Genomic DNA, 14,976 nt, shown 5'->3' with positions numbered 1-14,976 from the left:
CACGCCGGACGCGGTCGCGCTGAACGACTCCGCGCCGCGGGGCGTCGACAGCAGCCGACTGGCCGGCCGACCGGCCGGAGAGGACGCCGCCGCGCTCGGACGGTAGGAAGCCACGTCCCATGACGATCGCGTCGAGCAGAAGGGGTACCCCCGAGTGAACGCGCGGGATCAGCGCCATGCTTTTCGCTTGCCACACCGATCAAGGGGAGTGCTATGAGCAAATCAAAACAATACATATATTCGGCCAGCAGCGGCTTCCGGATTCCCAAGGACGAACAAGGAGAGGCACGTATCCGGCCCGACATCGAAGACGAATGCACTGTCGGCATGCCGCTGGACGAACGGCAGCGCAAGCTCATCGCTCTGCTTCTCGCGGGGCATACGGATGTCAGCGCCGCGAGCCGGCTTGGTGTCAGCCCGCGTACGGTGACCAATATTCTGCGCTCGCTCATGGACCGGCTCGGGGTCGAGAATCGCTTCCAATTAGGAGTGGTGCTCGGCAGCCGTATGCGGTTGCCCGAGCGCCCGGATCGCCTGCCCCCTCGGCAGTTGCCGGGGTGACGCGCCGATCCGGACACGGTGCGTCAGCAAGCCGCCCCGCGCGACCTCCCGTGCCGTCACCGGCCGGGTATCGAGCGAGGTATGTCTGCGGCGCGTGGCCCGGACAGCCCGGTCGCGACGGCCCGTCGGGAGCCGGCTCCGCCGGGATCCGGGCGGTCGGGGGCGCCGACTGACGCCCCTCCCGCTGCTCTCTCGATGCCGGGTTCCTGGATCGTTGGACAACGTTGTCTACCGCCGACTCTCCTCGCCCTGCACCGCGCGCACGCGCGGCTCGCCGCCCGGTGTCCGCTTCCCTCGGCGCTCGGCCGTCGTGGTCCAGGCCGCGGCCAGGTCGGCGAGCGACAGTTCGGGGGCCGGCGCCGGCATCCGGTCCATCCGTCGCTGCCGGGCGTGCGCCACCAGGGTGTCCGGGGTCAGCTCCGCCAGCTGCCGCCGGGCGTTGTCCAGGAGGGTGGCCGCGGCGGCGGTGAGGGCGTCGTCCGAGATCGGCAGCGGGCCCTCCTCCACGGTCTCGTCGTCCCCGTCCCCCAGGACACGGTCCTTCAGGCTCAGGGACAGGTCCGCCACACCAATCTCCCGCACGGTCAGGGACAGATGCGCGGACAGGCCGTCCTGTCCCGTCGCACAGTGGGCGAAACCGCGGGGGATGTAGAGGGTCTCGCCCGGCCGCAGGACGGTGTGGAACAGCTCCGCGGGCCGCGGCTCGTCGCAGCGCACCCGGCCCGCCCGCCAGGCGCCGTCGGCGGGCCCCTCGTGTACGGTCCAGCTCTTGCTCCCGGCCACCTGGACCACCAGCACGTCGGCGTCGTCCCGGTGCAGCGGCAGGCCCGGCTGTCCGGCCGGGGTGACGAAGAAGAATGCCTCGACGGCGCGGCGCAGCTCCCGCGCGAGGACGCTCAGCAGGTCGCGGGTGGGAGCATGCCACTGGTCGACGCAGCGCAGGAGCATCGTCGCTCCGTCCCCGAGCAGGGCGTGGATCTTCGCCTCGTCGGCGAAGCCGGCCGGCGCGTCCTGCCCGACGACTCTGGACGAGGTGAAGCTGGAGGCCTGCAGCCGCTGTCCGTCCGCCCACATTTCGACGTACGGCTCCCGGAAGAATCCGCTGGCCAACGCGGCGTCGATATCGGCGAGGGTGAAGGGGCTGAGCGACTCGCCGCCGGAGACGAAGACGCCGGGGGACGTGCGCCAGTGCGACCAGAATGAATCGGCGTCGCCGACCAATCGGTCCAGTATCTGTGCAGTCATGACTTGAGCAGCGCCTTCCCAGGAGTCACCTGATCCGCCGGTCACAGACTGTTCCTTTACGGATACATTCCATATAGGAACGTGGGCCCACGCTAGCGCCAGACCGCAGCCTGCGGGGCGCCCGTTTCCGTATTCCGCAGAAAATCTCCCGGCGGCACGGCGTCGCAGCAGTCCGGAGACATCGGTCCGGGGCCTTCCGGCGGTTAGTAGTCGGGGGGGGCCCGGGGGTGGAACCCCCCCCGCGCCCCCCCCCGGGGGGGGCCCCGGCGGCGTGGTTGGGGCGGCCGCCGGCGGGCCAACCCCCCCCCCCCCCCCCCCCGACTACTAAGAGCTGCGAACAGAATGGGAGTCCGATCAGCGTGCGTGCCAGGCGTCGCACGCCGGGCGCCCATTCTGTTCGCAGCTCTAAGTGCGGGATACGGAAAGCGGCATTGTGGCCGCCGCCCGACGATGCCTAAGCTGCTGCCCGTCCAGCCGACTCAATCGAAGGAGGTTTTCATGGCCAAGCACGCTTCGATCCTGCGTCCGCGCATCGACAAGGTCAAGCCGAAGGACCGCTAGGAAAAGGGTTCCTGAAGGGTGTGCCGTCATCTTTTGGTGGCGGCACACCGCCTCGCTGGAATACCGGTGTGACGGCTCGCTGGGGCGGCAGGAAATCGACGCCGAGGTTGGCCGGCACGGCGAAATGGAATCCCGCAGAGAGGTCTTCCATGCATCAGCTCGTGTATCAGTTCAAAAGAATGGCGGGTCCGGTACCGGTCATCAGCATGGTCGACGAGCGGCTGAACACCACGACCGTCTGCCTGGCGTCGCGGTACGGCGCGCAGCAGGATCCGGAGGGGCAGTGCGGCCTCGCCCATGTGCTGGAGCACGTGCTGATGTCGACGCCCGTGGCGGATGTCCCCTCGCTGAGCGAGCACGTTGAGCGGCTGGGCGGCCACGCCAACGCCGAAACGGGTCTGGACCGCATGCTCTTCTACGCCCAGGTGCACCCTGACGACGCGGCCGACGTGACGGGACTGCTGTACCGGGCGGTCTTGCAGCCGCAATGGGACGCGGCTGTCCTGGAACAGGAGAAGCGGGCCGTGTTCCAGGAGTTGGCGGTGGCGGCGGCCGACGACAGCGACGTCGTCCAGGACACCTTCCTGACGCACCTCTTCCCCGGGCACCCGCTGGGCCGCCCCGTCGGCGGCACCAAGGACGACGTCGGACGGTTCGACACGGTGTCCGTCGCAGCCGCCCACCGGCGACGGCTGCTGACCGCCCCGCTGTCGGTGGTCGTCGTGGGCCCCGCCCTTCCCAAGACGGTGGATCCGCTAGTGGCCGGTCTCGACCCGCAGACCCTCGCGGCGATCGGCACGGTGTCGGACGCGCCGCCCGCGACGCCGCCGCCGGGTCCGGCGGAAGCGGTGCGCTGGCCGGACGAGTTCACCTGGCTGTGCGCAGGCGCGCGCTCCGTGCCGAACCACGACCCGCGTCGGCCGCACTTCAACCTGCTGGCCCAACTCCTCGGCTCCAGCCCCTCGTCGCTGCTGTACCGCAGGCTGCGCGGCGAGGCGGGACTCGCCTACACCTTCCAGGCATGGAATCGCGGCTACGCCGACACCGGCGCCTGGCGCGTCCTGGCCGGCGTGGAGCCCGGCAACGGGGAAGCCGCGCTGGACGTGATCCGGGCCGTGCTCGACGAGATCGCGGTCGGCGGCCCCGGCCCGGAGGACCTGGCGTCCGCCCGGCGCCAGGCTCGTATGCAGATCCTCACCTGCGTCGACTCTCCGCTGGAGTGCGCGCGCCTGTTGGCGATGCGCAGCGGCGGGTTCGACGCCTGGACGCCCGCCGACGAGGTCGCCCACATCGACGCGGTGACCGCCGACGACGTGCGCCGGGCCGCCGCCGAAGTGCGGGACGGCCTGCGGACCGTGGTCAGTCCGGTGGCCCCATGAGCACGCACGCCTATGTGGAACGGGCCCGGCAGGCGGGGCTGTTGGACGAGGTGCGCGGGCACCGGTACGTGGCGGACTTGTACGAGGACCCCTTCACCGGACACCGGCAGATACTGGTCGAGTACTGCGACGCGGGACTGCCGGGGGACGCCAGGGCGCTCGACGCGCTCCGCGCCCGGCTACGGGAGCGACACCTCACCGCGGGGTCGGTCCTGCTCCGGGTGCCGGGCGCGACAGCGTTGCTGCCGCCGTGGCGGCCCCGCTTCACCTACCTCCGGCACCACCGCAACGCGGGGCCCGCTGCTCCCGGCGGCCGGGTGGATGTGCGTCCCGCCGGGCCCGGCGACCTGGACCGTGTCCACCGGTGGCTGACCACGGCGTTCCGCAACGCCTACGAGGGCCTGGAGGTGGACGGACGGCATCCCGGCATCGGGGATTTGATGGCCGCTCCCGAGCGGCTGTCGTTCATCGCCCAGGTGGCGGGGGAAGCGATCGGCCACGGCACGGTGCTGACGGATCAGCGGGACGAGATCACCGGTGAGGAATTCGCCGAGCTGGTGGACATCCTGATCGACGACAAGGAGCACCGGCGCGAGGCGACCGCCGTCCTGGTGGCCGTCATCGCGGAGGCCACCCGCGGACAGCGGCTGTGCGGGCACGTGGTGCATCCCCACCGGCCCGAGGCGGCCCGCCGGGCGGACGCGGTGCTCACGTCGCTGCTGCGCGCCGGCTGGTCGGTCGACCACGCTTTCTGGGAGTACGTCTGGTGACGCCCTCCACGCGCGCACGGCCCCGCGGACCCGGCGCAGAAGCCCTTCCACGAGCCGAAGTGACAGGATTTCCATGCGTGTTCTCATCGATGGTCTCGATCTCTCCGGGAAGACGACTCTGGCGACCCGCCTCACCGAGGTCCTACGGGCGCAGGGCCGCGAGCCCGTCCACCACCGGGGATTCCTCTCCCCCCGCAACCCCCTCGCCCGGCCCCTGGAGACGGTCAAGGCGCCGGACCATCCGACGAGTTCGCTGCTCAACATGGGCTACCTCGCGGGGTGCGTGCTCGACAGAGCGCTCGGTGCCGCCCGGACCTGGGAGCGGCGGGGGCTGCTCGTCCAGGAGTCCTACGTGGACCGATGCCTCGCCTACGGGTACGCGAACGGCCCGTGGCCGCCGGCCAGACTCGCGCTCGGCAGACCGGAGATGTTCATCGGGTTCGATCTCGCGATCTACCTCAGCGCCCCGCTGGACGTCCGGCGGGAACGGTTGCGGCGACGCGTGGAAGCCAACTCGGTCGACCGGATCTCCGTGCTCAGCGAGAAGTTCTGCGACGACTTCATGACGGCCCTGGCCATGGCCGGACGCCGGCACCGCCGGGTCCTCACCTTCGACACCTCGCGGCACCCCACGGAGCAGCTCGTCCAGGAGGTCGTGCGATGCCTGGACGAGGTGCCCGCGCAGAGAGCGGTCCAGTGATCACCGTGGTGGTGGAGGGCCTGGACTTCGCCGGGAAGACCACCGTCTGCCGCGAGGTCCACGACCGGTTGTCCGAGGCGTCCGTCCCCGTCACCGACTCCCTGACGTGTCTCACCGGCGGGTTCGTCGACCGCTTCCTCGATCTGGTCTACCGGGCGCCTCGGATGCCGTCGCGGCTGCGCAGCGCGCTGTACCACCTCGGGTATGTCCCGGACCTGTTCCCGGCGCTCCGGGCCGGGCGCGGGCGCGGTGGGGTGCTCCTCCAGCAGAGCTACGTCCACCGCGTGCTGGCCTATGATCTCGCAAGCCGCAGGAACCTGTTGGGATGGGCGGCGGACCGGCTCGCGACGCGGTTGGCCGGTCAGGTCGACCTGTTCGTCTACCTGGAGTGCCCGCTCGAAGAGCGCCGGCAGCGCTATCTGCGCTCGTCGGATCCCAACGAGCGGGACGACCACCGTTTCTCGGCCGCGCGGCGCCCCTTCGAGGAACGCCTCGAATCCGAACTGCGCGCGCTCGCCGCGCAGGCCGGATACCTGGTCGTCGAGAACAGGGACAGCGACCACCGCAAGACGGCCGCCCGCATTGTCGAACTCATCGAACAGCTCACGGAGAAGAGACAGCGAAACCATGAAAGCTCTGTGGATCATGGCACCGGTGCCTGACGACCTGCCGGTGCGTCAGGTGTACGGATTCCTCTTCGACACCGAGGGCCGGGTCCTCGTCCAGGACGACGAGGGCTATCACAACCTGCCCGGCGGAAAACCGGAGGCCGGGGAGGATTTCCAGGCGACCCTCTTCCGGGAGTCCGTCGAGGAAAGCCAGGTGGAGATCGGGAAGGCCGCCTACATGGGCTACGTCCGGGTCGAGGAGCCGGACGTGGAACCCTACGCCCAGGTGCGGATGACCGCGCGGATCACCCGCTTCCTCGACCGGGCCCCCGATGTGTCGACGGGCCGTCTGCTGCGGCGCCTGATGACGACGGTGGAGCACGCCCCCGAGTTGCTCGCCTGGGGCGACAACGGCTACGCACAGGCCGAGTCCGCCGCCGGTATCGCGCGCGCGGAACTCGGCGTCACGCTGGCCGCACCGGGCACGGAGGCGGTGTATGTCGACTGAGCTCCGCGCGGACCCGGCCGCCCCGCACCGGGCCTGGCCCGTCGTGCCGAACGTGTACGTCGCCGGGCGCGCCTGCGCCTCCTGGGCGCTGCCCGCCCGGCCGACCACCGTGTTCTGCCTCTCCCGGAGCCTTCCGGAGCCGGAGCTGTACGACCGGGCCGGTCTCTCCCCGGGCCGGGTGCTGCACCGGCCCTTCACCTACTGGGAGTCCGGGGCACCGGTCGCGCTCCTGGACGACCTGGTCCGGGAGATATCCCGGCGGGCGTCCGGGGAGCAGACCCTCGTCCACTGCACCCTCGGCCTCGACCGCACGGGTGTCGTCGCGCTCGCGCTGCTGATGCGGCGTGTCCGCACGCTGGACGAGGCGTTCGAGCGCTACCGGGCCCGGGGTGTGCGCCTGCCCCGGCAGGACGCGCTGGACGTCCTGATCCGCTACGTCGCGGACCACCACCGGACCGAACCCGAGGAGGCCGGGCATGCGTATTGACCTGATCGCCCCTCGGACACCCTGGTTCTCCCCCGCCGACCTTGACGGGCGCGGCCTCGGCGGCAACGAGGCGACGCTCGTGCTGTGGTGGCGCGAGCTGCGGGCACGCGGCGTCGACCTGCGCGTGGTGCTCGACGGGACCGGCACGGACGCCCTGCGGAAGCGGGGCTGGCTGGGCTCGGCGCGGTACGGCGGCGCGGCCGGCGCCGACGTCGTTATCGGCTTCCGGGACGCCGCTCCCCTGCTCGCCGCGCCCGCCGGGCCGCTGCGCGTGCTCTTCGTGGGCGACCGCAAGATGCCCGGGACCGAGGAGCTGGAGGCCGCGGGGGTGTGCGATCTGGCGCTCGTCGGCTCGTACGCGGCACGCGACCGCTACGCGCCCTCGCTGCGTCCGCACCACGGCTACCACGTCGACAGCCTCGGTCACGCCCTGCCGGACGAGGACGGCGACGCCGTCGTGCGCCACCGCTTCCAGTGCGTGCACATGGCGGCGCCCTACCGGGGACTGGCCCGGCTGCTGCGCCTGTGGCCCCGAATCCGTGAACGGGTGCCGCAGGCACGGCTGGTGGTGGTCGGCGGCTACACGCTGTGGGGCTACGAACCGGACCGCGCGGCGGACATGGCCAGGGCCGAGGTCGCCGCACTCACCGACCTCCCCGATGGCGTCGTCCACCTGGGACCGGTCGCCCGCGACCACTACGCGCGGATCATCCGCGAGAGCGAGGTCATGCTGTACCCGACCGCCTATGAGGAGATGTGCTGCGTCAGCGCCCTGGAGTGCGTGGCGTTCGGTACCGTCCCGGTCCTCTCGGCGGTCGCGGCTCTGCGTGAACGGGTCGAGCCCGGGGCCACCGGGGTCCTGGTGGAGGGGAACATCGACGATCCCGCCGTCGAGGAGCAGTTCGTGGACGAGGCGGTGAGGCTCCTGCTCGACGAGGACCGCCTGCGCCGTATGAGCGCCAGTGGCGTCCTCAAGGCTGCGGACCACACCGTCGGCCGGGTCGTCGACCGGCTACTCGACACGCTGGAGGCATGCCGGTGACGACGGGCGAGGACGACGGCGCGGACGGCGCCGCGGACCGCGAGTTACTGGTCGCCGTCATCACCAACACGGCCCCCGAGTCGACGCTGCCGCGGGTGCTGGACGCGCTGCGGGAGGAGGGCGTGGATCCGGCGCACGTCGCGGTGCTGTACACCGGGGAGCCGGGCAGCGCGGCCGACCGCGCCCTGGACGCCCTGGTCCGCCACCGGCCGGTGGCCGTCGTGCGGACCCCGCGCGCCATGCGCGCCGGAGAGGGCAGGCAGTTCCTCGCCGACCGCGCCCGCGGATACCCGTTCGTGGCGTTCCTGGACGACGACTGCGTCCCCCTGCCCGGCTGGCTGTCGGCCGTCCGGGCGGCGTGCGCGGATCCGCTGCCCACGGCCCTGTTCTTCGGGCCGCGCCACCCGGTCGCGGCCGGCGGGGCCGGGTCCCTGGTACGGGCCCTTGAGGCGCGGTCCTCACGGAAGCTGGCCCTGATCACCGGGGCCGAGGTACCCGCCACGGTCGTCGGCCCGAAGGCCCTCTCCGCGGCCGGTAACATCGTCGTCAACGTGACGGCGGCCCGGGAGATCGGGCTGACCGTGCCGCTGTTCGCCCGGACCGCCTTCGAGGACGTCGACTTCCAGATCCGGGCCGAACTCCACGGCTGGGCCGTGCAGTTCCACAGCGACCTCGTGGTGGAGCACCACGACGAGGTCGGGGTGGCCGCCCTGCTGCGCAAGTCGTGGCACTCGGGCAAGGGCATGGCCAGGTGCGCGGTCCTGTACGGGACGGCGTTCTGGGAGAAGTGCCGCTGGCGGCCCTGGCGCGCGCTGCTCTCCTGGGCCGTCGCGCTGCTGTGCCTCGCGGCCGCGGCGGTGTTCCCGTGGTCCGCGGCCGGAGCGTCGCTTCCCGTGCTGCTCAACATCGTCGCGCACCGGCGGGAGCTGCGGGGTGCGCGCCTGCCGCACCGGGCGCTCTATCTGCTGGTCAAACCGGTCCGCGATCTGACCATCGGGCTCGGCTTCGTCCTGCACTACGCGGCGATCCGCCTCATGTCCTGGCCTCCCGCGGACTGGGCGGAGATGCGGCGGGCCGGTACCACGGTCGCGCTGCGGTACACGCCGCTGGACGACGCCGAGAACGTACGGACCCCCCACACCGGTTGACCGTCGGCCACCGGACGCGGTGCGCCGCGCGTGCCGTCTCGCCGCCGCGCCGATCAGGGCGGCTGGCCGTGCCCGCGCTCACCGGACAGAGAAAGGAAGTTCTGTGAATCTCCTGCCCACCGCGGGCTCCGAGCCCGCGGGACCCGTCACGGGTCCCGAAGCCGTGCGGATCACCCTCGACCTGCTGTACGAACTGCTCGACGTCGAACGGCACTGGGCCCCCTTCACATTGCTGCGCAACGCCCGTACCGCGCGGGGGCATCTGCCGCCGCTGGTGCTCTCGGTGGCGCGCGGCGAGGGCGCCGAGATGGGGCCTGGCTCGCTGGCGGAGTTGGATAGGATGGAGCGCAGGGCCGCCCTCTACCGGGCAATCGCGCGGGACCTCACCGGAAGCCCGGGGACCCGGGTCCTCAAGGGCCCGTCGCTGGCCGCCCGTTACACCCGAGGGGTACTGCGTCCGCTGGGCGATCTCGACGTCGTGGTCCCCGACGAGCCCAGCCTGTGGCGGGCCGCCGCCCAGGTCCTCGCGGACCGGCCCGTCACCCGGATCGACCTCACCGTCCTGCACGCCGCCGGGACCCGGCACACGGCTGTCGCCCTCTGCTGGCCGTCGGAGGACCCGATGATCGACCCCGAACTCAAGGTCGAAATCAGCACGTTCGCCTATCCCGGTGACTCCGAGGACGTCCCGCTGCGTGCGGGCACACCGCCCGAGCAGGTCCTGGCGGATCTGCTGGCCCTCGCCGAGGAACGGTTCCAACGCCCTTTCACCGTCAAGGACGTGCTCGACGTGGCGATGGTCCTCACCTCCCCGGACCTGCCGCCGCTCGCCAATGTCGTCGACGCCACCGACCGTTTCCGTCTCACGCCGGAACTCCTGGAGCTGTGCCGGGCGGTCCAGGCGGTCGAATCGCTGGCCCACACCGTCCCCGACGCACTGATCGGGGCGCTGGAGCGGACGGCACCGGCCGAACACCGGCGCCGCGCACAGCCGCGCCCGCCCGCCACCCCGGCCGGCACCGTCCGTGAACGCCTCGACGCCGGGCTGCCTGCCCACGGCCTGCTCCTGAGAAGGGCCGACACCCCGGAGGCGGGCACCCGCGCGGTCGTCGAGGACTTCTCCGCCGGGACACTGCTGCGCACGCCCATCGGCGACTTCCTGCTCGTGGACGGCGAGATCGTCGACCCCGACCTGTACGAGGCGGCCCTCGCCGCGGTCGGGGAGATGGCCCGTTGACCGCCCTCGACATCCGGCACCTGTCCCGGCGGTTCCGCGTACGGCGCGGCAGGGAGGTGGTGGCCCTCGACGACGTCAGCCTGCGGGTGGAGCGCGGTGAGGTCATCGGGCTGCTCGGCCCCAACGGCGCCGGGAAGACCACCCTCTCCCGCATTCTCACCACACTGCTGGTGCCCACCTCCGGAACCGCCCACGTCCTCGGCCACGACGTGGTCGCGGACCCGGAGCCGGTCCGCCGCCGGGTGGGACTGGTCCTGGGCGGCGAACGCGGGCTGTACGGACGGCTGACCGCCCGGCAGAACCTGCGGTACTGGGCGGCCCTCCAGGGCCTGGCCTCCGCCGACGCCCGGCGGCGCAGCGAAGAGCTGATCGAGCGCATGGGCCTGGGCGACCGCGCCGACGACCGGCTGGAGACCTTCTCCCGGGGCATGGTCCAGCGCGTCCATCTGGCCCGCGCGTTGCTGCACCGGCCGGAGCTGATCGTCCTCGACGAACCGACCACCGGGATGGACCCCAACGCCGCGGCCGGTTTCCGCACCCTGGTGCGCGAACTCCAGTCGACCGGCGTCACCCTCCTGCTGGCCACCCACGACATGCCCGAGGCGCAGGCGCTGTGCTCCCGGGTGGCGCTGATCGACCGCGGCCGGCTGCTGCGGGTGGGAGCCCCGGGGGAACTGCTGACCGAACTCGGTCAGTACCACGTCATCACCGCCGTCGGCGTGGACGAGGCGACCGCGACCCGGGTCCGCGCGGTGCGCGGCGTGCGCGGCGCCGAGCACGATTCCGAGGGCTCGCTGTGCGTCGAGGCCGCGGGAGGCGACGCGCTCACCGAGGTCCTGGGCCTGCTCACCCGGTCCCGCGTCGCCCATGTGACGGTGGCGGCCCCCAGCCTGGGCGAGGTCTATCGCAGCGTCATCGAGGACCGCGAACTGGCGGTATGATGGTTTCCTACTTCCGTGCGCAGTGGTGGCTGCTGCTGCGTTCGCCCCGGCTGCTCGGGCCGCTGGTCGTCACCCCTCTGTACTCGCTGGTGTTCTTCTCGGTCCTGCGCGAACACCACCGGGTCGGCCTGGCCACCACCATGGCGACCACCGCCTTCCTGATGTGCCTGTGGTCCCAGGCTGTCTTCGTCGCCTCCGACGCCGTCGACTACGACCGCTGGGAAGGCACCCTCGAAGCGGGGCTGTTCACCCCCCGGCGCTACGCCGACGCGCTGGCGGTGCGGGTCCTGACGACCACTGCGATGAGTCTGCCCGCACTGGGCGAGATCCTGCTGATCGGACGCCTCGGCTTCGGCTACCCGGTCACCGTGGCGTATCCGGCCCTCATGTGCCTCGTCCTGTTGCTGATGCTGTGCGGCAGCGCCGGTATCGCCCTCGCGATCAGCGGGCTGCTGGTCGTCGTCCGCGGGGCCAGGACGCTGCAGAACGCCATGACGTACCCCTTCTACCTGCTGGGCGGCCTCATCCTGCCGGTCGGCGCGCTGCCCGGCCCGCTCCGCTGGCCCGCGCACGCCTTCTACCTCTCGTGGGGAGCGCAGGCACTGCGGGACGCCGTCAGCGGGACCGGAGTGGACACCACGGCCCTGTGCGCCCTGGCGGTCCTCGCCCCGCTCCAGGCGGGCGCGGGGTACACGGCGCTGCGCCTCGTCCTGCGGCGCGCGCGGGAAGGCAGGGTGATTCTGCATGGGTGAGCGGGTGTCCGACCGTTTCGCGCTGTTCCTCACCAGGCTGTCGTTCGGCGTCATCAGCAGCTTCCAGGACTACCGGGCCATGTTCACCTGGCGGTCCTGGCTGTTCGGCTGGATGCTGCGGCTGGTCTCGCAGGTGCTGTTCTTCGCCTCGCTCGGCCGGCTGGTCGGCTCAGCCTCCACCGAGCAGGCGATCGCGCTGGGCAACGCGATGGCGCTGGGTCCGCTCGGGGTGCTCGGGGTCGTCTCGTCCAGCGTCGGCGAACGGCGGGGCAACACGCTCCAGTTCATCGTCATCAGCTCCACCAGTCCGTTCCTGGTGATCGCCTCGCGCGGGCTTTACTGGGTCGCCGACGGGTTCCTGACCTCCTGTGTCGTGCTGACACTCCTGCCCTGGATCGTGGGACTCGAACTGCCCTGGGCGGCCCTGCCCCTGGTGTTCGCGGTCCAGGCATTGATCACGCTGAGCGGCTACGCCTTGGCGCTGACGCTCGCCGGGGTGAGTCTGCACTGGCCGGAGAGTCGCATGTATCTGACCGGCGGCACGACGATCGCCGTGCTCCTCCTCGGGGGCATCAACGTGGCCCGCCCGACGCACGGTCTCGCCGGCGCCCTTGCCACGGTGGTACCGGGCGCGCACGGTCTGGTCGCGGTACGCGAGGTTTTCGCGGGCCACGGCATGCCCCTCGGCCCGGTGCTCGCGGAACTCGCCGTGCTGCTCGGCTGGGGAGCCGTCGGCCGCGCGGGCATGGCTGTGGCCCTGCGCCGCTCCGGACACCGCTGGTCGCGACTGCTCGGCTGAACCGACACGGGCCGAGGCGGACCCGAGCTGCCCGCCTTCGGGCTCGGTCCGCCCAGGTCCGGGGCGGATGCCTGGTCGGTGGCCCGGCGAGCCCAGGGCCACACTCTGAGGCCGAGATCGAACGGACACCCTGGATATCCTCGGTTCATGCCTGTCGGGTCGGTGGCCAGCGGCGGCATGAGTACAGACTTTCGCCCCGGCGAATGCGGCCGTCGATCCGGACGGTCGCCTCCGAGATCGCGGCGAGGCGCACCGTGCCGAAGCGTTCCACCGCCGGCCGAAGGGCCCGCGAGGGTGTCAGCACATCGGCCGCCACTTGGCCCAGACGGGCCAGCCGCACGCCGAGCGCTACCGGCCTGCCCTGAGTCAACCCCGATGGGCAGGCACGGGGCGGAGCGGGGCGCCGTCGGCGGAACGGGATCCGGAAAGTTCGACGTCCGAGCCAACGCGCACCGACCGGCTGCGGTCCGTCTGACAGATCCATCGCGAGCAGCTCGTCATGACCGGGCCTGCTCGCATGACACGCACCCACCACAAACAGAGCCATGCTTCTGCTAACCTCCCCTATAAGAAGAACAGCGATTCCTTTTGTGGGAGGTGTGGTGCCTCGGCTCACCGACGCGCGCAAGGAACTCCGGCGTACTCAGATCGCCGAGGCCGCCGTCCTCTGCTTCAGCCGCAACGGCTTGGAGCGGACCTCGATCGCCGACATCACCGCCGAGTCCGGCCTCTCGGCTGGCTCGATCTATGCGCACTACCGCAACAAGGCCGACCTGGTCCGGGTCGCCGCCTGCGAGGTGCTCGCCAAGCGCACCGATGTCCTCGGCAAGTACGCCGCGGCCGACGCCCCACCTGGCCCCGACGAGCTGCTCTCGCGCCTGATCGCCGCGATCGACCCGGCCGAAGCTCGGGTCGGCGTGCAGACCTGGGGTGAGTCGACCACCGACCCGGCCATCCGCAACATCGTCGTCGACATGACTGACCGGATGCGCGCGATGCTGCACGACTGCGTCACGGCCTGGCTCGTCAAGGTCGAGCACCATGAGCCGCCCCAAGCCCGGGAGCGGGCCACTCCGATCGCCGACCGGGTCATGGCGCTCTACCAGATCGAACTGCTGTACACCGCCTTGCGAACACCGACCGAGGAGACACCGTCGTGATCACCTCGACCGCTTCGTTCGCCGCCCGCACCGTTTTCCGGATCGGCTACGGCGCATTGCAGCTCGAACGGCTGCATGACCGCCGCGGTGAGGCCGTCGCGCTGCTGCGCCGCGCGGTCGAGCTGGGCGTCGACCACCTGGACACCGCCGAGTTCTACGGCTTCGGTTTCGCCAACGACGTGATCCGCGAGGCACTTCGCCCCGAGGACGACGTCCTGGTCGTCACGAAGGTGGGGGCTGACCCCAACCCTGGCGGGCACCTGCCGCTGCGTCTGGCACAGCGGCCCGAGCAGCTGCGCGCCAGCGTCGAGGACAACCTGCGCAGCCTCGGCGTCGACCGGCTCGCGGTCGTCAACCTCCGCCGCCTGGACACCGGCCCCGGGCTGCGTCCCCAGGGGGACCAGGTCGTCGACCTCGACGACCAGCTCGCCGTGATGACCGCACTGCGCGACGAGGGCAAGATCGGCGCGATCGGCCTGAGCAGCGTCACCCTGGACGGCCTGCGCCGTGCCCTGCCCGCCGGAGTCGTCTGCGTGCAGAACGCCTACAGTCTCGTCTCCCGTGACGACGAGGACATGCTGCAGCTGTGCGCAGCCGAGGGCATCGCCTGGGTGCCGTTCTTCCCGCTCGGCGGGGCCTTCCCCGGCCTGCCCAAAGTGACCGACGATCCGGCGGTGCACGCCGTGGCCGAGTCCCTGGGCGCCACGCCCTCCCAGGTCGGCCTCGCCTGGCTGCTGCACCACGCCCCAAACGTGCTGCTCATCCCCGGCACCGCCAACGCCGCCCACCTGGAGGCCAACATCGCGGTCAGCAAGATCACCCTCGACGCCGAGACCCTCGCCACCCTCGATGCCATCGAGTCCCGCTCCAACGACGTCCCCATCGGCTGACCGGAACCAGCGCGACCCGGCTCGCGACCACACCACACGCCGGACACCCTGACGAACCGCCAGGCCACGCCGGGAAACCCCGCTCTACCAGGATCCAAGGACGGATCATGAAGGCCATCATCTACCGCGACAACGGTGCCCCCGACGTTCTCCGGCTCGTCGACCGTGACCTGCCGGCGCCCGGCGCC

16 protein-coding genes are annotated in these 14,976 nt (G+C 71.5%); 15 read left to right on the top strand and 1 reads right to left on the bottom strand.

The annotated features are described in order from the left end of the window. Positions 1–213: 213 nt before the first annotated feature. Positions 214–561: a helix-turn-helix domain-containing protein gene (locus ACWEKM_RS42565; RefSeq protein WP_451626673.1), complete on the top strand. Its 348-nt coding sequence runs from the start codon at positions 214–216 to the stop codon at positions 559–561. 228 nt (positions 562–789) lie between these two features. Here the strand turns inward: ACWEKM_RS42565 and ACWEKM_RS42560 are convergent, their stop codons facing one another. Beyond that, positions 790–1,806: a JmjC domain-containing protein gene (locus tag ACWEKM_RS42560; RefSeq protein WP_451626672.1), complete on the bottom strand. Its 1,017-nt coding sequence runs from the start codon at positions 1,804–1,806 to the stop codon at positions 790–792. A gap of 710 nt (positions 1,807–2,516) precedes the next feature. On the opposite strand from ACWEKM_RS42560, the gene ACWEKM_RS42555 reads away from it, so the two are divergent. From ACWEKM_RS42555 to ACWEKM_RS42490, 14 genes are all read left to right on the top strand, one after another. Beyond that, positions 2,517–3,746, top strand: coding sequence for a M16 family metallopeptidase (locus tag ACWEKM_RS42555; protein WP_451626671.1), 1,230 nt, complete (start codon positions 2,517–2,519; stop codon positions 3,744–3,746). Continuing rightward, positions 3,743–4,516 (top strand): hypothetical protein, encoded by a 774-nt coding sequence (locus ACWEKM_RS42550; RefSeq protein ID WP_451626670.1) that lies wholly within the window; start codon positions 3,743–3,745, stop codon positions 4,514–4,516. The genes ACWEKM_RS42555 and ACWEKM_RS42550 overlap by 4 nt, the downstream gene beginning before the upstream one ends. 73 nt (positions 4,517–4,589) lie before the next feature. Next, on the top strand, positions 4,590–5,216 hold the full coding sequence (locus ACWEKM_RS42545) for a hypothetical protein (RefSeq protein WP_451626669.1): 627 nt from the start codon (positions 4,590–4,592) through the stop codon (positions 5,214–5,216). Continuing rightward, complete coding sequence (locus ACWEKM_RS42540; RefSeq protein ID WP_451626668.1) at positions 5,213–5,878, top strand: hypothetical protein; 666 nt, start codon at positions 5,213–5,215, stop codon at positions 5,876–5,878. Before ACWEKM_RS42545 ends, ACWEKM_RS42540 begins: the two co-directional genes overlap by 4 nt. Further along, positions 5,871–6,332: an NUDIX domain-containing protein gene (locus ACWEKM_RS42535; RefSeq protein WP_451626667.1), complete on the top strand. Its 462-nt coding sequence runs from the start codon at positions 5,871–5,873 to the stop codon at positions 6,330–6,332. The genes ACWEKM_RS42540 and ACWEKM_RS42535 overlap by 8 nt, the downstream gene beginning before the upstream one ends. Next, entirely contained in the window at positions 6,322–6,819 is a 498-nt protein-coding gene (locus ACWEKM_RS42530) for a protein-tyrosine phosphatase family protein (protein ID WP_451626666.1), read from the top strand. The genes ACWEKM_RS42535 and ACWEKM_RS42530 overlap by 11 nt, the downstream gene beginning before the upstream one ends. Next, positions 6,809–7,861, top strand: a complete 1,053-nt coding sequence (locus ACWEKM_RS42525) for a glycosyltransferase (protein ID WP_451626665.1) — start codon at positions 6,809–6,811, stop codon at positions 7,859–7,861. The genes ACWEKM_RS42530 and ACWEKM_RS42525 overlap by 11 nt, the downstream gene beginning before the upstream one ends. After that, positions 7,852–9,009 carry a glycosyltransferase gene (locus ACWEKM_RS42520; RefSeq protein ID WP_451626664.1) on the top strand — a complete coding sequence of 386 codons (1,158 nt, stop codon included), beginning with the start codon at positions 7,852–7,854 and terminating at the stop codon, positions 9,007–9,009. Before ACWEKM_RS42525 ends, ACWEKM_RS42520 begins: the two co-directional genes overlap by 10 nt. Before the next feature lie 103 nt (positions 9,010–9,112). Further along, entirely contained in the window at positions 9,113–10,246 is a 1,134-nt protein-coding gene (locus ACWEKM_RS42515; RefSeq protein ID WP_451626663.1) for a hypothetical protein, read from the top strand. Next, entirely contained in the window at positions 10,243–11,187 is a 945-nt protein-coding gene (locus ACWEKM_RS42510) for an ABC transporter ATP-binding protein (protein ID WP_451626662.1), read from the top strand. The genes ACWEKM_RS42515 and ACWEKM_RS42510 overlap by 4 nt, the downstream gene beginning before the upstream one ends. Continuing rightward, complete coding sequence (locus ACWEKM_RS42505; protein ID WP_451626661.1) at positions 11,184–11,939, top strand: ABC transporter permease; 756 nt, start codon at positions 11,184–11,186, stop codon at positions 11,937–11,939. The genes ACWEKM_RS42510 and ACWEKM_RS42505 overlap by 4 nt, the downstream gene beginning before the upstream one ends. Next, positions 11,932–12,738, top strand: a complete 807-nt coding sequence (locus ACWEKM_RS42500) for a hypothetical protein (RefSeq protein WP_451626660.1) — start codon at positions 11,932–11,934, stop codon at positions 12,736–12,738. The genes ACWEKM_RS42505 and ACWEKM_RS42500 overlap by 8 nt, the downstream gene beginning before the upstream one ends. A gap of 602 nt (positions 12,739–13,340) precedes the next feature. After that, entirely contained in the window at positions 13,341–13,898 is a 558-nt protein-coding gene (locus ACWEKM_RS42495) for a TetR/AcrR family transcriptional regulator (RefSeq protein WP_451626659.1), read from the top strand. Then, complete coding sequence (locus ACWEKM_RS42490; protein WP_451626658.1) at positions 13,895–14,788, top strand: aldo/keto reductase; 894 nt, start codon at positions 13,895–13,897, stop codon at positions 14,786–14,788. Before ACWEKM_RS42495 ends, ACWEKM_RS42490 begins: the two co-directional genes overlap by 4 nt. Positions 14,789–14,976 lie beyond the last annotated feature (188 nt).

It is taken from the genome of Streptomyces sp. NPDC004752 (genome assembly GCF_053601275.1).
This window is presented reverse-complemented; position numbering and strand designations above follow the sequence as displayed.

What these genes read in the sequence shown, in the direction of transcription:
- ACWEKM_RS42565 (WP_451626673.1), top strand. Translation starts at nt 214, where the DNA reads ATGAGCAAATCAAAACAATACATATATTCGGCCAGCAGCGGCTTCCGG.
- ACWEKM_RS42560 (WP_451626672.1), bottom strand. Translation starts at nt 1,806, where the DNA reads ATGACTGCACAGATACTGGACCGATTGGTCGGCGACGCCGATTCATTC.
- ACWEKM_RS42555 (WP_451626671.1), top strand. Translation starts at nt 2,517, where the DNA reads ATGCATCAGCTCGTGTATCAGTTCAAAAGAATGGCGGGTCCGGTACCG.
- ACWEKM_RS42550 (WP_451626670.1), top strand. Translation starts at nt 3,743, where the DNA reads ATGAGCACGCACGCCTATGTGGAACGGGCCCGGCAGGCGGGGCTGTTG.
- ACWEKM_RS42545 (WP_451626669.1), top strand. Translation starts at nt 4,590, where the DNA reads ATGCGTGTTCTCATCGATGGTCTCGATCTCTCCGGGAAGACGACTCTG.
- ACWEKM_RS42530 (WP_451626666.1), top strand. Translation starts at nt 6,322, where the DNA reads ATGTCGACTGAGCTCCGCGCGGACCCGGCCGCCCCGCACCGGGCCTGG.
- ACWEKM_RS42525 (WP_451626665.1), top strand. Translation starts at nt 6,809, where the DNA reads ATGCGTATTGACCTGATCGCCCCTCGGACACCCTGGTTCTCCCCCGCC.
- ACWEKM_RS42520 (WP_451626664.1), top strand. Translation starts at nt 7,852, where the DNA reads ATGCCGGTGACGACGGGCGAGGACGACGGCGCGGACGGCGCCGCGGAC.
- ACWEKM_RS42505 (WP_451626661.1), top strand. Translation starts at nt 11,184, where the DNA reads ATGATGGTTTCCTACTTCCGTGCGCAGTGGTGGCTGCTGCTGCGTTCG.
- ACWEKM_RS42500 (WP_451626660.1), top strand. Translation starts at nt 11,932, where the DNA reads ATGGGTGAGCGGGTGTCCGACCGTTTCGCGCTGTTCCTCACCAGGCTG.